We start from the raw sequence: 16,488 nt of genomic DNA, 5'->3' as shown, positions 1-16,488 counted from the left end.
ATTTCCATGCCCTCTTCGCATGCTCTCGTCGCCGTCGACCTCGGCAAGTCGCGCTGCCGGGCCGTGATCGCCGAATCATCCGGCGTCGACTCTGCCATCGTCTCTGCCGCGGATGAGCGTCGAGTGCCCCGGCGTCCCGTGTACGACGGGATCGGGGCTCCCGGGCTCGCGGCCGCAGGCGGCGTCGACGCAGCTCTCGCCGCGATTCTGCCGATGAGAGATCATCTCGATGCACAGATCTCCGTGGTCTCGGTGGGTGCGGCCGGAGCCTGGGCCGCCCCCGAGGCCGCATCAGAGCTCGCCGCCGTCCTCGCCGATGCCTTTCACGTGCCCGTCGCGGTGACCTCCGACGTGGTGTCCGCTCATGCCGGAGCGCTCGGGGGCGGTGCGGGCGTACTGCTGATCGCCGGAACGGGCGCTGCGGCCCTCGGCATCGACGGCGAGGTGGCGACGCTGGTCGACGGGTGGGGGCCCGAGCTGGGAGACCTCGGCAGCGGATCCTGGTTCGGGCGCGAGGCGCTGCGTGCCGTCCTGCGCGCCTCGGTCGGGCTCGCGGTCGAGACCGTGCTCACCGATGCGGTCGCGGCGACGATCGGCGAGCCCGCCGCGGTTCCCGCCTGGATCTCCATGGACGGGCCGGTGCCTCGCCGTCTCGCGACTCTGGCGCCGCTGCTCCTCGATGCGGCGCAGAGCGGCGACGCCGTCTCCGCGGACATCGCCGCCGAGGGCATCCGCCTGCTCGTCGCGTCGGCGATCGCGGCGTCCTCGAGCAGTCGCGAGGTCGCCCTGCACGGAGGGCTCACCGACCATGTCTGGTTCCGCTCGTCGCTCGCCCAGGCGCTCCGCGCCGCTGACCGCACGGTCGTCGTCTCCTCCGGCGACGCCCTCGACGGTGCGCTCCTGCTCGCGGAGCGCACCGATCTTCCCCACGAAAGGTTCGTGCATCGTGCCGAATGAACACGCCAGACTGACCGCGCTCCTCGACGTCCTCTCGACGCTCGGCACCGAGGCGTCGACGACCGATCGCGGCGACCTCGATCTGCTCGACACCGATGAGCTCGTGCGGCGCATGAACGCGGAAGATCATCGTGTGCCGGCGGCCGTCGGCGAGCGGAGTGCGGAGATCGCCGCGGCGGTCGACGGCATCACCGCCCGCTTCCGCGCCGGCGGACGACTCATCTATCTCGGGGCGGGCACCGCAGGCCGCGTCGGAGTTCTCGACGCGAGCGAATGCCCGCCGACCTTCGGCACCGACCCCTCGATGGTGGTGGGGCTGATCGCCGGAGGCGAGACGGCCATCCGGTCGGCGGTCGAGAATGCCGAGGACGACGACGCGGCGGCAGCGGCCTCGCTGCGCGAGCTCGGCCTCACCGAGCGCGACGCCGTCGTCGGGATCTCGGCGTCGGGTCGCACCCCGTACGTCGTCGGCGGTCTGGAGTTCGCTCGGGGAGTCGGCGCGCTCACCGTGGCGATCGCCTCGAATCCGGCATCCGAGATCGGTGCGGTCGCCGAGATCGCGATCGAGGTGGTCACGGGGCCCGAGTTCATCTCGGGATCGACGCGTCTGAAGTCGGGAACAGCCCAGAAGCTCATCGTGAACATGCTCACCACGCTGTCGATGATCAAGCTCGGCAAGACCTATCACGGCGTGATGGTCGATCTTCAGGCGACGAACGAGAAGCTGCGCGCGCGCTCGATCCGCACCGTGACGGAGCTCACCGGCGCAGAGGTCGACCAGGCTTCCGCCGCCCTGGATGCGGCGGGGGGATCGGTCAAGCTCGCGATCCTGATGGTCGCCACGGGGGCGTCCGCAGAAGCCTCGGCCCACGCGCTCGACAGCGCCGACGGCATCCTCCGTGTCGCGATCGCCGCACTGTCGTGAGGGGTACCTTCGCCGCGTGCTTCCGCCAGGGCGTTCCCGATGACGACGCCGCGTCGACCGCCGAGGCCGACGCCGCGGCTCAATGGGAGCAGGTGCAGCCCTCGCCACCTCCGCAGCATCCGGCGTCCTCGGTGACGTGCGCCTGAGACGACTCAGGAACATCCATTGCGGGGTTCTGATCGAGGAAGCCGTTCGGCTTGAACCAGAATCCGGCATAGTCGACCGGCATGATCGGCCAGTCCTCGGGGCGCGGGAAGTGCGTGAGTCCGAAAGTGTGCCACAGCACGATGTCCTCGCCGTCGAGCGAACGGTCGCCCGCCGAGTACTCCGGCAGGCCGGAGCCTCCCTGGTGCGCGTTCGGATACCGGCCGGCCGGCCAGATCTGCCCGTGTTCATGGCGGGTGGCCCAGAGATGCTTGGTCGCGAACGCTGCACGCGCGGCGACGGATGACGCGGGGTCGGCCATCAGCAGAGCGGTGGGCTCCGGGATCAGGTGATAGGCCGTGGGGCGGCCGACGTGGTTCGTCCGAGTGGTGCTCTGCACCTCCCACGCGCGCGCGACCGAGGTGTCCGCCTCCCGCTGCGCCCCGCCCTCAGAGAGCAACGGAGTCTCCGACCACGTGAAGGCATTGCCGAACGGGTTGTCCGGCCCCATCGGGATGCGCTGCGCGTCGATCTCGACCAGACGGTTCTCCTCGCCGTCGACCGCGACATCGAGCCGTGCGCAGAACAGGTGCTGGTGCACTGGCGCGAAGACGCCCGGCGCGAGCTCGGTGGCGTGCTTCTGCCGCACCCCCGGTTCGCCGGCGCCGGCGAACACGATCCCCGTGGCCTTGGCGACGACCTCGATCGAGCCGTCGAGGGAGAAGTGCCAGTAGAACCCGTAGTCGTAGTTGCCGATCGTCGAGAAGTACGACACCACGAAGCGGCGCGAGCGGCGCACGTCCGAGCGGCCGGCGAGGTCGGTGTGCTTCCAGAGGATGCCGTAGTCCTCCTCGTGCATGCACACCACGTTCGGGATGCGCACCGGATGGCCGTGGTCGTCGGCGACATAGCCGTCGAGATAGCGGATCACCCCCAGGCAGTCGCAGCCGAGCTCGAGGTGGTTCGCGTTCTTGCCGAGAAGGTACTCGCCGGCGTCGAAGTAGCTGATCCAGAAGCGCCCGGGTGCGGTGTCGCCGTAGGGCACGACCATCTCGGGCACGCTCGCCCGACTGAGAACCGACCGTCCGTCGAACCTGACGTCGTGCAGCACGAGACCCTCGCGAGCGTTGAAGCTCACCCGCATCGACCAGTTCTCCCACTCGACGAGCGAGCCGCTGACGGCGAAGCTGGGGCCTTCCGGCTGCGTGATCTCGATCGGCTTGAGCGAGGTGCGCGCGGCGCCCTGCACCTCGGGGTAGTAGTTTCCGTGGCCCGCCGGCACAGGCACGTCGCCCTCGTCGTCGATGCGGATCACGCTGTTCGTCGTGAGGTCGATGTGCACGACCAGCCCTTCGACGGGATGCGCCCAGGGGGAGTCGTGCTCGTCGTATTTGAGGAAGGTGAGAGAGCGGATGACCCGGCGGCCCACCTCATCGGCGCGGCCGGTGTACCCGGGTGCGAGCGGTCCGCAGAACGCGAGAGCCATGTGCGCGGCGAGCCCTCGGCGCGTCATCGCCGCCTGCCATTCTGGTGACGCCTTCGCGATCGCCTCAGCGCGCTCGTACTCCTCGAAGAGGTACTGGGGCTGGCCGTAGGGTGGCGCATCGTTGGGGACCCGCTCGGCGCGCAGCACCTCGCCGCGGGTGATCGAGACGACGACTTCGCTCGCGACGCCGGTCGCGGTGTCGAGCAGGGTCGCGTCGATGCGGCGATCGATGCGGGCGCCCGGCCTCCATGCGGCGAGCTCCTCCTTGGTGGGCTCATCGGGCAGCAGCATCGGCACGCGGACGGTCTCGCCGAGCAGTCCGGCGGACTCGAGCACGGCTCGGGCCGCCGCGATCTCCTCGCCGGTGAGGGGGTCGAGCGGGTGCGGCGCGGCGATCCTGTCGATGGTGACGGGCTGGGGGTGGGACATCGGCGTACCTCACTATTTCGAGCGTTCGCTCAATAAACGGATTGGGTCGATGGTACGACGGCGCGACGAGGCGCACAAGAGCACATCGTCAGTAGGCCGAGTGAGCGTGCGCGGCTGGCAGGTGGCGCGAGCGTGCGGGGTGTGGCAGTGACTCAGGCGCGCCAGGGCGCGAGGATGCTGTCGAGCACCGCGAGGTGAGCGTCCGCGCCACGGGGCTCGGTGACCTCCAGCACCTGCTGTCCGTAGGTGATCGAACGGAGCAGCGACATCACCGCGTGCTTCGGTGTGGTGGGGGACAGCTCGCCGTCGGCGACCGCTTCGTCGATGGCTTCGCTGATGCCGTTCTGCCAGGTCGCGCGAGTGGGGGAGCCGGCGTCCGGGTCTGAGGCGAGGGTCGCGAGGCGGCCCCAGAATCCGACGACGACATACGCTTCCGTGCGCGTCTCCGCGTCGACGGGGAGGACCTCCCGCATGAGGGCGTCGAGTCTGCTCAGCCCGCGGAGCCCGGTCGTCACCGACCGGATGCGCTCGTCGGTGCGTCGGGTGATCTCCACAGCGGCTGCACGCACGACGTCGTCGAATCCGTCGAAGTAGTGCCAGAGAGAGCCGGTGGCGACACCGAGCTCTTTGGCGACCGCGCGAGACGACACCGCTTCATGTCCGTCGCGAGCGGCGACGGCGAGCAGCGCCTCGGCGATCTGCCGGCGGCGCTCATCGTGGTCTACGACGCGGGGCACATGCTCCATCCTGGTGCATGAGTCACGGGTCTCGCTATTTTGAGCGATTGATCAATATGATGCGTGTGTGGATCACCTCCTCCCCGCAGCACCGTGGCTGATGGCGCTCGCCGCCGTCGTCTCCGCCGCTGCGTGCATCGCCGTCTGGCGGGCTGTGCCGTGGCAGGGGAGGCAGAGCGCCCTGATCATGGCAGCGGCGATGATCGTGATCGCGGTGAGCGGTGGCGATCCGCTGATCGGCCTGGTGACCGCACTCGTGCTCCTCGTCTCCGCGATGCTCGGCACGGCGGGCGTGCGCGGAACGCCCGCGGCCGCCACCTGCTGCCACCGCGCACTGGTGTCGCTCGTCATGGCGATCTGCTCGTTCGAGAGCCTGTCGACGGGCCAGGCGATGGCGGGGGCGGTCGAGGTCGGGGCTCACGGTGGGCATGGGCTCGGCGGGCTCCTCTCGGCGCTCGTGATAGTCGGCGTCATCGGCGTCGTGCTCTGGACGGTCGTCGCCGAGTGGGTGCTCGTCCCCGTGCATCAGGGGCGTACCGCCCACCTGCTCGCGGTCGAGTCGTGGGCGATGGCGGCGGGAGTCTCCGTCATGTGCCTCGGGTTCTGACGGCCGGCCAGTCGGATCGGCCACCGAGGCCGGTCGGGGCAGCGCGTGGCCTCTGATTTCAGAACCCTCGCGCCCGGCGCGTACCCTGGAGGCATCCCCCGAAGCTCACCCGGCAATCTCGCGCGCCGGCGACCTCGGCGCGCTCACACATGCAAGGACGCAGATGAACGTAACCGCCGCACCCCATGACGACTGGACGGCGAGAGAAGAGCTGGCCGAGCGGATGATCCCGCTCATCGGCGCCCTCAAGCGCGAGCGTGATGTGGTCACCTCCTCCACGGCCACCGACTTCTCGGTCTGTCGGCCACCGGCATCGTCGAGGTGCACGACAGGGTGGCGCAGCTCGGGCATGAGCGACTCGCCGTCGACGAGACTCTGGCCGTGCTCGAGGGCGTCCACGAACTCGCCCCCGGTGCATCCTCGCTCGACCTCGCGCGCCTCGCCGCAGGTCATTCCGACAGCGAGCTGCCCCTCGACGCCTATCTGGCCGAGGCGCTCGCGCCGGCGGTCGGAGCGGTCGCAGCGGCCCCCACCGATGTCGTGCTCTACGGCTTCGGACGCATCGGGCGCCTGCTTGCGCGCATCCTCATCGCGCACACGGGTGGTGGCAGTGGCCTGCGTCTGCGGGCCATCGTCGTGCGCCGCGGTTCGGAGAACGATCTCGTCAAGCGCGCGTCGCTGCTGCTGCGCGACTCGGTGCACGGCCGCTTCGCAGGCTCCGTGACGGTCGATGAGGACACCGACCAGATCATCGCGAACGGCACCCGCATCCAGGTGATCTACTCCGACGACCCCTCGACGATCGATTACACGGCGTACGACATCCACGACGCGATCGTCGTCGACAACACGGGACGCTGGCGCGACGACGCAGGACTCAGCCGGCACCTGGAATCGACCGGCGTCGCTCGCGTGCTGCTCACCGCACCCGGCAAGGGCGCGCTGAAGAACATCGTGCACGGGATCAACGACGACACGATCGAGGCGGACGACCGCATCATCACCGCCGCCTCCTGCACGACGAACGCCATCACCCCCGTGCTCAAGGCGATCGATGAGGCCTACGGGATCGTGCGCGGGCACGTCGAGACCGTGCACTCGTTCACCAACGACCAGAACCTGATCGACAACTTCCACAGCGGCGATCGTCGCGGCCGGTCTGCCATGCTCAACATGGTGATCACCGAGACGGGGGCGGCCAAGGCCGTCGCGCGCGCGCTGCCCGAGCTCGAGGGCAAGCTCACCGGCTCTGCGATCCGCGTGCCGACCCCCGATGTCTCGCTGGCCGTGCTGCACCTCGGCCTCGAGCGCCCCGCGGTCAAGGACGAGCTCAACGACTACCTGCGTCGCGTCTCGCTGCACTCGAAGCTGCGTCAGCAGATCGACTACGTCGAGAGCCCCGAGGTCGTCTCGACGGACTTCGTCGGCTCGCATCGCGCGGGCATCGTCGACGGTCTCGCGACCATCGCGAACGACCGCGACGTCGTGCTGTACGTCTGGTACGACAACGAGTACGGCTACTCCTGCCAGGTGATCCGCGTGCTCGAGGTCATGGCGGGCTCGCACCCCATCGTGCTGCCGGAACGTCGCGAGGTGACGCTGCACGGGTGAGTGCGCGATGTCGGTCGTGCCCGGCATGATGAGGGCATGAAGACCGCGACTCTGCGCGCCGAGCGGCTCCGCTCGCATCGTCTCAGCGCTCCGGCGCGCACGGTGACGGATGCCGCGTCGCACATGCTCGCGGTGCAGAGCCAGGACTTCACCGCCGGACGGTGGGTCCTGGCTTCGCGCACCCGTGGCGAGCCGCCGCTCCGCGCGGTCGACCGGGCCTTCGCCCGGGGCGACCTGGTGCGCGCGTGGACCATGCGCGGCACGCTGCACATCATCCCGGCGCGTGACCTGCGCTGGGTGCTCTCGGTGACCGCCGCGCGGCAGCGTCAGCAGGCGGCGGGCAGGCGTCGCGATCTCGGGATCGATGCGTCGATGGTCGCCGCGGTCGTGGCGGCGGCGGTGCCGCGTCTGCGCGACGGAGGACTCACGCGGGCCGAGATGTTCGAGGTGTTCGCCGGTATCGGCATCGATCCTGCCGGGCAGCGCGGCATCCATCTGCTGAGCGAGCTCACGCTCGACGGGCTGATCTGCCAGGGTCAGGTCGTCGCGCGCGATGGTGTGAGCCGGGAGCAGCGCTTCGTGCTCGTCGAGCAGCACATCAGCGAGCATGCGGCGCCCGACGATCCGCTCGCCGAGCTCTTCGTGCGCTACATCGACGGGCACGGTCCGGCCGGCGTCGCGGACTTCGCCTGGTGGTCCGGCCTCACGCTGGGGCAGGCGCGCGAGGCGCGAGATCGCGCGGCGGCTCGCGTGGTCGAGGTCGACGAGGGTATGTTCGTCGGCGTCGCTCGTCCGCGGCGGTCATCGAGTGCCCCGGCGGTGCTGGCGCTCGGAGCCTTCGACGAGTACTACATCTCCTACGCCGACCGCACGGACGTCTGCGCCCCTGAGCATCTCGCTCTCGCCGGACCGGGCAAGAACGGCATGGTGCGGGCGACGCTCGTCGCCGACGGCCGGGTGATCGGATGCTGGACGCACGCGAGCGCCTCGCTCGGTTCTCCGCCGGAGCTCTTCGACTCAGTGCCGGATTCGCGGCCGGTCGACGACGAGGCGGTGCGGGCGGCGCTCGCTCGGTTCACGCGCTTCCTCGACGGCTGAGTCGCCGAGTCGGCGCGGATCACTCGCTCGCGTGGCGTCCGAGGAAGTTGTAGACCTCGTTGTCATCGACGCCGGGGAACGCGCCACGGGGGAGCGGCGAGAACATGTGAGTGTGCACGCGGGCGCTCGGCCAGGCCTTCCCGTTCCACCGTTCGGTGAGGTCGGCCGAGGGGCGGCGGCAGCACGCCTCATCCGGGCAGGTCGAGACCGCGCGGTCGGCGGTCTCGCGTCCACGCCACCAGCGCGCGTCGTCGAAGGGAACGCCCACCGTGATCGAGAACTCGCCGTCGGTCGAGGCGCCGGTCTGCGTCGAGCACCAGAAGGTGCCGGAGGGTGTGTCGGTGTACTGGTGGTGTTCGTTCGTGCGGTTCTGCTGCGTGAACGCCGCGCGCGCCTGGAACTTCCGGCACACCCGCTGGCCCTCGACAGCGCCCGTGACGTCCATCGGCAGGGGGAGGTCGTCGTTCTCGTAGACCCTCGTGATCGCACCGGTGGCGTCGACACGGAGGAAGTGCAGTGACATGCCCAGGTGTTGGGTGAGGAGGTTCGTCATGCGCATCCCGGCCGCTTCGTGGGTCACGCCGAATGCGTCGCGGAAGTCTTCGACCGCGAGGTTGCGATCCTTCTTCGCCTGCTGCAGGAAGGCGACGGACGCCGTCTCGGGCATCAGGCACGCGGCGGCGAAGTAGTTGATCTCGAGCCGCTGCTGCAGGAAGTCGGCGTAGTCGGTGGGCGGGGTGTGGCCGAGCAGTCGGTGCGCCATCGCCTGCAGTGCCATGGACCGCAGGCCGTGACCCCGGGGATCGATGCGGGCGGCAGGTAGATGCGCCCGTTCTCGAGGTCGGTGACCGAGCGGGTCGAGTGCGGCAGATCGTTGACGTAGATCAGTTCGAAGCCGAGCTTGTCGGCCATGATGCTCACGGTGCGGTGCGTCAGCGCGCCCTGCACGTGCCCGGCGGACCGCAGCTGCTTCTCAGCGAGTCTCTCGATGTCCGCGAGGTAGTTGTTCTGCTCGCGCATCCGCAGACGCAGCTCGGTGTTCGCTCGTCTGGCTTCTTCGGGCGTGGCGATCGCCTCTCGTTCGCGTCGCTGGAGTTCGCGATGAAGGCCCAGAAGCGACTCGATCGTCTCGTCGCTCATCCCCTTCGTGACGCGCACGGGGGTGATGCCGAGCTGCCGGAACACCGGGCTCTCCTGGGCGCGTTCGAGTTCGATCTCGAGAGCGGCGCGACGGTTCGGCGGCTCGCCCGAGATGAGGTCGGTGACCTCGGTGCCCGTCGCCAGCGCGATGGCCTGCAGCAGCGAGAGCTTCGGTTCGCGCTTGCCGTTCTCGATCAGGCTCAGCTGCGAACCGGCGACGCCGACGAGTGCGCCCAGCTCATCGAGCGTGAAGCCCTTCTCGAGGCGGTGGTGCCTGATGCGGTGGCCGAGAGTCGCGAGGTGGATGCCGGAAGGAGCCATTCCTTGATACTAGCGAAAGAAGCGCGATTCTTATCGCCCGGAATGGCAGAAAGTCGTGCACGAATCGGAAGAAGATGGAACAAACGCCCCTCACTTCAAAGGAGTAGTCATGGCGATCGCCGAAGTCTTCACCCCCGAGCATCATCTGTCGCACCTGTGCGCACCTTCGGGACGGCTCCGACGTATGACACCCCTGCGATGGCAGAGCTCGCCGCCTGGGTCGATGAGATCGCGGCGCTCACGCAGCCGGCCTCGATCCACTGGGTCGACGGCTCGCGTGCCGAGAACGACTGGCTGCTGCGCGGGCTCGTCGACGAGGGCAAGCTGATCAAGCTGAACCCCGAGTGGCGTCCCGGCTCGTACCTCGCCCGCTCGCACCCCAGCGACGTCGCACGCACGGAGGGCCGCACCTACATCTCGTCCGAGAGTGAAGAGGACGCCGGCCCGACCAACAACTGGGCTCCTCCTGCGCAGATGCGCGAGAAGATGACCGAGATCTTCGAGGGATCCATGCGAGGCCGCACGATGTTCGTCGTGCCCTTCTCGATGGGGCCCGTCGGGGGACCGCTCTCGCACATCGGCGTCCAGGTCACCGACAGCGCCTACGCTGTCGCGTCGATCGGCATCATGACACGCGTCGGCGATGCGGTCACCCGCCAGATCGCCGACGGCGCTCCGTGGGTCAAGACCGTGCACTCCGTCGGCGCGCCGCTCGCTGCGGGAGAGCCCGACGTCGAGTGGCCCTGCAACGACGACAAGTACATCGTGCACTTCCCCGAGACGCTCGAGGTCTACTCCTTCGGCTCGGGCTACGGCGGCAACGCGATCCTCGCGAAGAAGTGCTTCGCCCTGCGCATCGCCTCGGTCATCGCCCGCGACGAGGGCTGGCTCGCCGAGCACATGCTGCTCATCCGGGTGATCGATCCCACGGGCAAGGCGTACCACGTGGCTGCGGCGTTCCCCTCCGCGTGCGGCAAGACGAACCTCGCGATGCTGCGCCCGACCATCCCGGGATGGCGCGTCGAGACGCTCGGCGACGACATCGCGTGGATCCGCCCCGGTGAAGACGGCCGCCTCTGGGCGATCAACCCGGAAGCCGGGTTCTTCGGCGTCGCGCCGGGCACGGGCGAGTCGACGAACGTCACGGCGGTCGAGACCCTCTGGGGCAACACGATCTTCACGAACGTCGCACTCCGCCCCGACGGAGACGTCTGGTGGGAGGGTCTGACCGATCAGGCGCCCGCCCACCTCACGGACTGGGAGGGCAACGACTGGACGCCGGACTCCGGCCGCCCCGCCGCGCATCCGAACTCGCGCTTCACGGTCTCGGCCGCGCAGTGCCCGCAGATCTCGGAGGACTGGGAGGAGGCGGTGCCGCTCGACGTGATCCTCTTCGGCGGACGTCGGGCGACCAATGTGCCGCTCGTCGTCGAGGCCACCGACTGGACCCACGGCGTGTTCCTCGGCTCCAACATCTCGTCCGAGCGCACCGCGGCTGCGGAGGGCAAGGTCGGCGAGCTGCGTCGCGATCCGTTCGCCATGCTCCCGTTCTGCGGCTACAACATGGCCGACTACTTCGGTCACTGGCTGAAGGTCGGCCGTGGTCTCCGGTTCGACCGCGCACCGCGCATCTTCCAGGTGAACTGGTTCCGTCGTGGCGCGGACGGCCGCTTCCTGTGGCCCGGATTCGGCGACAACTCGCGAGTCGTCGACTGGATCATCCGTCGCGTCTCCGGCGAGGTCTCGACGGTCGACAGCCCGATCGGTCGCCTGCCGCTGATCGAGGACCTCAATCTCGACGGCATCGACGTGCCCGAGGCCGACCTCGAGGAGCTCTTCTCGATCGACACCGACGCCTGGAAGACCGAGGCCGACCTCACCGAGGAGTTCTACGACACCTTCGGCGACAAGGTCCCCGCCGCCCTCCGGGCCGAGCTCGCCTCGCTGCGCTACCGCCTCGACAAGGCGTGACAGACCGGGCGCCGGTTCGGGGAGCCGGCGCTCCACGGCCCCCGTGGCCCCAGACCCGCGAAGGCGGGACGTCAGAGACGAACCCATGGCTGAGTGGTCTCCGGCATCCCGCCTTCGCGTACTTCTCCCGCGCTGACCGCGTGCGCCCCTGCCGCGACGCTCAGGCGAGCAGCTGGTGCCGAGCCAGGTCGCGATAGAGCGGCGTCGACTCGATCAGCTCGGCGTGAGTGCCCTGACCGACCACTGCGCCGTCCTGCAGCACGACGATGAGATCGCTGTCGACGACGGTCGACAGTCGATGAGCGATCACGATGAGGGTGCGATCGGTCGAGACCGCGTCGATGGCCTCGCGCATGCGCTGCTCGTTCACGCCGTCGAGCGACGAGGTCGACTCGTCGAGCAGCAGGATCGGTGCGTCGGTGAGCAGCGCGCGAGCGATCGCGAGACGCTGGCGTTCTCCTCCTGAGAGCATCACGCCGTCTTCGCCGACGGGGGCATCGAGACGCAGCGGATCGCGATCGAGCACGTCGCCCAGGTTCACCGCGCGCAGCACCTGTTCGCAGGCCGCATCCGAGGCATCCGGCGAGGCGAGACGCAGGTTGTCGCCGAGCGTGCCGGCGAGAGTGGGGGCGTCCTGCTCGACGTAGCCGAACTGCGCGCGCAGCTCGTCGCGCGGGTAGGTGCGCGAGTCGTGGCCGTAGAGGCGGATCGAACCGCCTGTCGGGTCGTAGAAGCGCTCCACGAGCGAGAGGATCGTGCTCTTGCCGGCACCGCTGGGCCCGACGAGCGCGACGCGCGCACCTCGGGGCACCGCGAACGAGACGCCGCGCAGCACCTCGCGCTCCGCCACGGCGGCCGAGTCGTCGGTCGGTTCGAGGTGCGCGTCGGCCAGAAGCGTCTGCGCCTCCTTCGCGGCGGCGAGGCGAGCGGCGACCACGTTCTCGGGATAGCGGAAGCGCACGTCACGGAACTCGATCGCCGGAGCGAGGGTCTGCCGCATCGCGGGGGACGGATGCGGCGATCTCGGCGTCGTGCTGGGTCTCCGTCGGCAGGTTCAGCACCTCCTGGATGCGGCCGAGGGCGCCGAGTGCCTGGTTCACCGAGGTGATCGCCCCGAAGGTGGTGGCGAGCGGCATCACGAGCATGAACAGGAACAGGATGAACGTGATCAGCGAGGCGATCGTGATCGTGCCGGCCGCGACCCGGAAGCCGCCGACGCCCAGCACCACCAGGAGCGACACCTGCAGTGCGACTCCGGCGATGGGGACCACGAGCGACGAGATCTTGGCGATCCGCACCCCGATGCCGTAGGCCTCCGAGGCGATCGCCGACACGGTCTCGGTCTCGCGCTCGGTGGCTCCCGAGGCGCGCACGGTGCGGATCGAGCCGACGGCGCGCTCGACCCCGGAGGCGAGTTCGCCGACCTTCTCCTGCTGAGCGGTGGACGCGGTGCGGATGCGGCCGCTGAGCGCCGTGACGACGACGACCGAGGCTCCGATCACGACGACGATGAGCAGCAGCAGGACCGGGTCGATCACGAGCATCGCGATCAGCGCGCCGAGGAAGAGGATCGCGCTGCCGACGGCATCCGCCAGTCCCTGGGTGAGCACGGCGTAGAGCAGTGTCGTGTCGGTGCCCACGCGCGAGACGAGGTCTCCGGTCCGGCGGGCGTCGAACTCGCTGATGGGCAGGTGAAGGATGCGCGAGATCAGCTTGCGACGGCTCGAGTACACGACCGCGGTGCCGGTGCGCTGCAGCAGATAGTGCTGGTAGCCGGAGATGATCGACGACACGATCACGAGACCGACGAGGACCCACACCAGGATCCCGAGGCCCTGATCGGACTGCACGGCTTCGATGAGCTGCCCGACCAGCAGCGGTTGCGCGAGCGAGGTGGCCGCCCCGAAGACGCTGAGCACAGCGACGACGATGAGCGTGCGCCTGTGCTCGAAGAGGAAGGGGAGGAGCTGGCGGAAAGTGGCGCGCGGGCCGTCGTAGTGCGCGCCGCGTCCGCGTCGGCGTGATGTCGCCGTGCTGGACATGCGGGACCTCGTTCTGAAAGGGGGTAGTTCGACCGTACTTCGTGTGCGGGCGGATCCTGTGGATGGGCTGTATGAGTGTCAGTGCCTGCCGAAACGGCGGTGCGCCGCCTGCTTCGAGACGCCGAGGGAGCTCGCGATCGCCTGCCAGGAATAGCCGAGATTGCGCGCCCGTCGCACCTGTGACTCCTCGGCCCTGGCCAGCTCGCTGCGCAGAGCGGCGAGGCGGTGGAGCTCCGAGAGCGGCTCGCCGGCGTCATCCTGTGCGATGGCGGTCTTCATGGTCATGGGGAACCTCCTGCGTCAATACTTGTTGACGATCGCCCCCTTGTCAACATGCATTGACGTTATCTCGGTGCTCAGGATGCGAGACTGGGCCGATGCTGTCCGCATCGAAACCCGTGCCCGGCGACCGCGTCGCCGTCCTGTCGCCCGCCTTCGCCGCGCCCGCGGTCGCGCCCGAGCTCCACGAGCAGGCGCTCAGCCGACTCGAGCAGCTGACCGGACTGATCCCGGTCGAGTATCCGACCACGCGGCAGCTCGATGCGAGTCCTGAAGCCCGGGCCGCCGACGTGAACGCGGCCTTCGCCGACCCGAGCATCCGGGCGATCCTGGCGACGATCGGCGGGGACGACCAGATCCTGGTGGTGCCGCACCTCGACGCCGCGCTCGCCCAGGCCGACCCGAAGCCGTTCCTCGGCTACAGCGACAACACCAACATCCTCAACTGGCTGTGGAGCCTCGGGATCCGCGGCTACTACGGCGGATCCACGGCCGTGCATCTCGGTCCGGGGCCCGCGGTCGACGACGTGCATCTGCGGTCGCTGCGCGCGGCGCTGCTCGACGGCGGCACGGTCGAGATCACGGAGCCCGGAGAGTCGGAAGATGTGGGGAGGCGCTGGACGGACCCGCGCGCTCTCAGCGAATACGGCGATCGGGTCGCGACCGAGGACTGGACCTGGTCGGGTCCGGCTGTCCGCGTCGAAGGTCGCACCTGGGGCGGCTGCCTCGAGGTCGTCGATCAGCTCGCGCTCGCCGACAGGCTGCCCTCGGCATACGACCTGCGCGGCGGGATCCTGCTGCTCGAGACCAGCGAGGAGCGTCCGCCGGCGAGCTGGGTGGCGCGATGGATGCGCGGGCTGGGCGAGCGTGGGATCCTCGATGTGGTCGCGGGAGTGGTCGTCGCGCGTCCGCCCGTGAGCGATCTCGAGTTCCTCCCCTCGTCGACCGAGGCAGACGCGCTGCGCGCCGCGCAACGGGATGCGGTGATCGAGACGGTCTCGCGGTACAACCCCGACGCGGTGGTCTGCGTCGGGGTGCCTTTCGGCCACACGCGGCCGCAGTGGATCGTGCCGTTCGGCGGGACGATGGTGCTCGACGGCTCGACGCGCACCATCCACGCCGCCTACTGACCGCCGGACGACGAAGGGCGGCACCTCCCGAGGAGATGCCGCCCTTCGCGTGGACGAGCGCGTCAGAGTTCGACGGCGGCCGCGACTCCGAGGTCCGATTCGTAGTCGTTGTCCTTGGTCTCCTTCGACAGCAGGAGCGCGATGAAGGTCAGCACTCCCATCGCCGACAGGTACAGTCCCACCAGCCACGGAGCGCCGTCGCCGAGCTCCCAGAGCCAGAGCGCGATGAGCGGAGCGACGGCTGCGCCGAGGATCGACGAGACGTTGTAGGAGATCGCGGATCCCGTGTAGCGGACGTTCGTCGGGAAGAGCTCGGGCAGCAGCGCTCCCATCGGACCGAACGTCGCGCCCATGAGCATGAACCCGAACACGAGGAACGCCTGCGCGAGGGCGCCCGTGAACTTCGGGTCCATCGCGGGGAGCAGGAACGCATTGAACGTGAAGCCGAACACGATGATGAGCCCGGTGACCCACAGCAGCAGCTTGCGACGCCCGATCGTGTCGGCGATGGGACCGGAGAGCAGGGTGAAGATGCCGAAGAACACGACGCCGACGATCTGCATGAGCACGAAGTCCGTGTAGGCGAACCCGAGTCCCGGATAGAACTGCGCGGCGAAGGCCGACGCGTCGAAGTCCTTGCCCGTCGCCTCGGCAGCGGCCTGAGCGGCGGCGGACGCCGTCTCGAGCGTGGCCGGCTTGGTGCCGTACGCCAGGGTGAAGTTGGTCATCAGGTAGAACAGCACGTACGTCGCCAGCATGATGAACGTGCCGAGGATCAGCTGCTTCCAGTGGTGGCGGAACACGGTCGCGAGGGGCAGCTTGCGGATCGCCCCCTTCTTCTCGGCCTTCTTGAAGGTGTCGGACTCGACGAGCTTCAGACGCACCCACAGGCCGATGATGACCATGACGGCCGAGAACAGGAACGGGATGCGCCAGCCCCACGACAGGAAGGCCTCGGACTTCAGCGCGGGGTTGTCGGCGTGGGGAAGCAGCCAGTTGATGCCGAGGAAGAGGAAGTTGGCGATGATGAAGCCGAGCGGTGCGCCCAGCTGCGGGAACGTGCCGTACCAGGCGCGCTTGCCGGCCGGAGCGTTCTCGGTGGCGACCAGCGCGGCACCCGACCACTCGCCGCCGAGGGCGAAGCCCTGAGCGAGGCGCAGGATCAGCAGCAGCAGTGCCGCCCACCAGCCGATCTGCTGGAACGTGGGAAGGAGGCCGATGATGAAGGTCGCGATGCCCATCGTGAGCAGCGAGGCGACGAGCGTCGCCTTGCGTCCGAACCTGTCGCCGAAGTGGCCGAAGACGACCGCGCCGATGGGGCGGGCGACCATGGCGGCGCCGAACACGGCGAACGATGACAGCAGCGACGTGGTGTCGTTGCCGGTGGGGAAGAACAGCACGGGAAACACGAGCACGGCCGCTGTCGCATAGGCGTAGAAGTCGTAGAACTCGATCGTGGTGCCGACCAGGCTCGCCGTGATGACACGCGAACGCGGGTTCGCGGGGGCGGTGGACGTACTCATACAGCTCCTTAAATCCATGGCCCGGTATACCAAGGCACCGAGAGATCCTACGCCTTCCTGAACGTTTGCTGGGTGCGTATGACATCCC

10 protein-coding genes and 3 pseudogenes are annotated in these 16,488 nt (G+C 69.1%); 7 read left to right on the top strand and 6 right to left on the bottom strand.

Annotated features, from left to right (window positions below):
- The first annotated feature begins 6 nt into the window (after positions 1-6).
- A complete protein-coding gene (locus tag ACZZ93_RS05920; protein ID WP_463510652.1) occupies positions 7-957 on the top strand; it encodes a BadF/BadG/BcrA/BcrD ATPase family protein in 951 nt (316 codons plus the stop codon).
- On the top strand, positions 947-1,882 hold the full coding sequence (gene murQ, locus ACZZ93_RS05915; protein WP_463510651.1) for an N-acetylmuramic acid 6-phosphate etherase: 936 nt from the start codon (positions 947-949) through the stop codon (positions 1,880-1,882). The genes ACZZ93_RS05920 and murQ overlap by 11 nt, the downstream gene beginning before the upstream one ends.
- Before the next feature lie 79 nt (positions 1,883-1,961).
- On the opposite strand, the gene ACZZ93_RS05910 is transcribed toward murQ, so the two are convergent.
- Together ACZZ93_RS05910 and ACZZ93_RS05905 are read right to left on the bottom strand one after the other, a co-directional pair.
- Positions 1,962-3,941, bottom strand: coding sequence for a primary-amine oxidase (locus ACZZ93_RS05910; protein ID WP_463510650.1), 1,980 nt, complete (start codon positions 3,939-3,941; stop codon positions 1,962-1,964).
- A gap of 152 nt (positions 3,942-4,093) precedes the next feature.
- Positions 4,094-4,687, bottom strand: a complete 594-nt coding sequence (locus tag ACZZ93_RS05905; RefSeq protein ID WP_222839151.1) for a TetR/AcrR family transcriptional regulator — start codon at positions 4,685-4,687, stop codon at positions 4,094-4,096.
- Between the two features lie 58 nt (positions 4,688-4,745).
- Between ACZZ93_RS05905 and ACZZ93_RS05900 the strand changes: the two genes are divergently transcribed.
- The 3 genes and pseudogenes from ACZZ93_RS05900 (at position 4,746) to ACZZ93_RS05890 (ending at position 7,994) form a co-directional block, all read left to right on the top strand.
- Positions 4,746-5,285, top strand: a complete 540-nt coding sequence (locus ACZZ93_RS05900) for a hypothetical protein (protein WP_463510649.1) — start codon at positions 4,746-4,748, stop codon at positions 5,283-5,285.
- A 163-nt stretch (positions 5,286-5,448) separates the two neighbouring features.
- Positions 5,449-6,896 (top strand): annotated as a pseudogene (locus tag ACZZ93_RS05895) (glyceraldehyde-3-phosphate dehydrogenase).
- 36 nt (positions 6,897-6,932) lie between these two features.
- Positions 6,933-7,994, top strand: a complete 1,062-nt coding sequence (locus ACZZ93_RS05890) for a winged helix DNA-binding domain-containing protein (RefSeq protein ID WP_463510648.1) — start codon at positions 6,933-6,935, stop codon at positions 7,992-7,994.
- A gap of 19 nt (positions 7,995-8,013) precedes the next feature.
- On the opposite strand, the pseudogene ACZZ93_RS05885 reads toward ACZZ93_RS05890, so the two are convergent.
- Positions 8,014-9,455, bottom strand: a pseudogene (locus ACZZ93_RS05885) (helix-turn-helix domain-containing protein).
- Positions 9,456-9,653: 198 nt separating this feature from the next.
- On the opposite strand from ACZZ93_RS05885, the gene ACZZ93_RS05880 reads away from it, so the two are divergent.
- Positions 9,654-11,426, top strand: coding sequence for a phosphoenolpyruvate carboxykinase (GTP) (locus tag ACZZ93_RS05880; protein WP_463510647.1), 1,773 nt, complete (start codon positions 9,654-9,656; stop codon positions 11,424-11,426).
- 160 nt (positions 11,427-11,586) lie between these two features.
- Here the strand turns inward: ACZZ93_RS05880 and ACZZ93_RS05875 are convergent.
- Positions 11,587-13,468, bottom strand: a pseudogene (locus ACZZ93_RS05875) (ABC transporter ATP-binding protein).
- A 78-nt stretch (positions 13,469-13,546) separates the two neighbouring features.
- Entirely contained in the window at positions 13,547-13,753 is a 207-nt protein-coding gene (locus ACZZ93_RS05870; RefSeq protein ID WP_463510646.1) for an AsnC family protein, read from the bottom strand.
- 92 nt (positions 13,754-13,845) lie between these two features.
- Here ACZZ93_RS05870 and ACZZ93_RS05865 point away from each other — a divergent pair, with 92 nt between their 5' ends.
- A complete protein-coding gene (locus ACZZ93_RS05865) occupies positions 13,846-14,877 on the top strand; it encodes a S66 family peptidase (protein ID WP_463510645.1) in 1,032 nt (343 codons plus the stop codon).
- A 62-nt stretch (positions 14,878-14,939) separates the two neighbouring features.
- On the opposite strand, the gene ACZZ93_RS05860 is transcribed toward ACZZ93_RS05865, so the two are convergent.
- Entirely contained in the window at positions 14,940-16,400 is a 1,461-nt protein-coding gene (locus tag ACZZ93_RS05860; RefSeq protein WP_463510644.1) for an MFS transporter, read from the bottom strand.
- Positions 16,401-16,488 lie beyond the last annotated feature (88 nt).

Source organism: Microbacterium sp. AC026 (assembly GCF_979258475.1).
This window is presented reverse-complemented; position numbering and strand designations above follow the sequence as displayed.

Coding starts and splice junctions, on each gene's coding strand:
- ACZZ93_RS05920 (WP_463510652.1), top strand. CDS start 7: ATGCCCTCTTCGCATGCTCTCGTCGCCGTCGACCTCGGCAAGTCGCGC.
- ACZZ93_RS05910 (WP_463510650.1), bottom strand. CDS start 3,941: ATGTCCCACCCCCAGCCCGTCACCATCGACAGGATCGCCGCGCCGCAC.
- ACZZ93_RS05905 (WP_222839151.1), bottom strand. CDS start 4,687: ATGGAGCATGTGCCCCGCGTCGTAGACCACGATGAGCGCCGCCGGCAG.
- ACZZ93_RS05890 (WP_463510648.1), top strand. CDS start 6,933: ATGAAGACCGCGACTCTGCGCGCCGAGCGGCTCCGCTCGCATCGTCTC.
- ACZZ93_RS05880 (WP_463510647.1), top strand. CDS start 9,654: ATGGCAGAGCTCGCCGCCTGGGTCGATGAGATCGCGGCGCTCACGCAG.
- ACZZ93_RS05870 (WP_463510646.1), bottom strand. CDS start 13,753: ATGACCATGAAGACCGCCATCGCACAGGATGACGCCGGCGAGCCGCTC.
- ACZZ93_RS05865 (WP_463510645.1), top strand. CDS start 13,846: ATGCTGTCCGCATCGAAACCCGTGCCCGGCGACCGCGTCGCCGTCCTG.
- ACZZ93_RS05860 (WP_463510644.1), bottom strand. CDS start 16,400: ATGAGTACGTCCACCGCCCCCGCGAACCCGCGTTCGCGTGTCATCACG.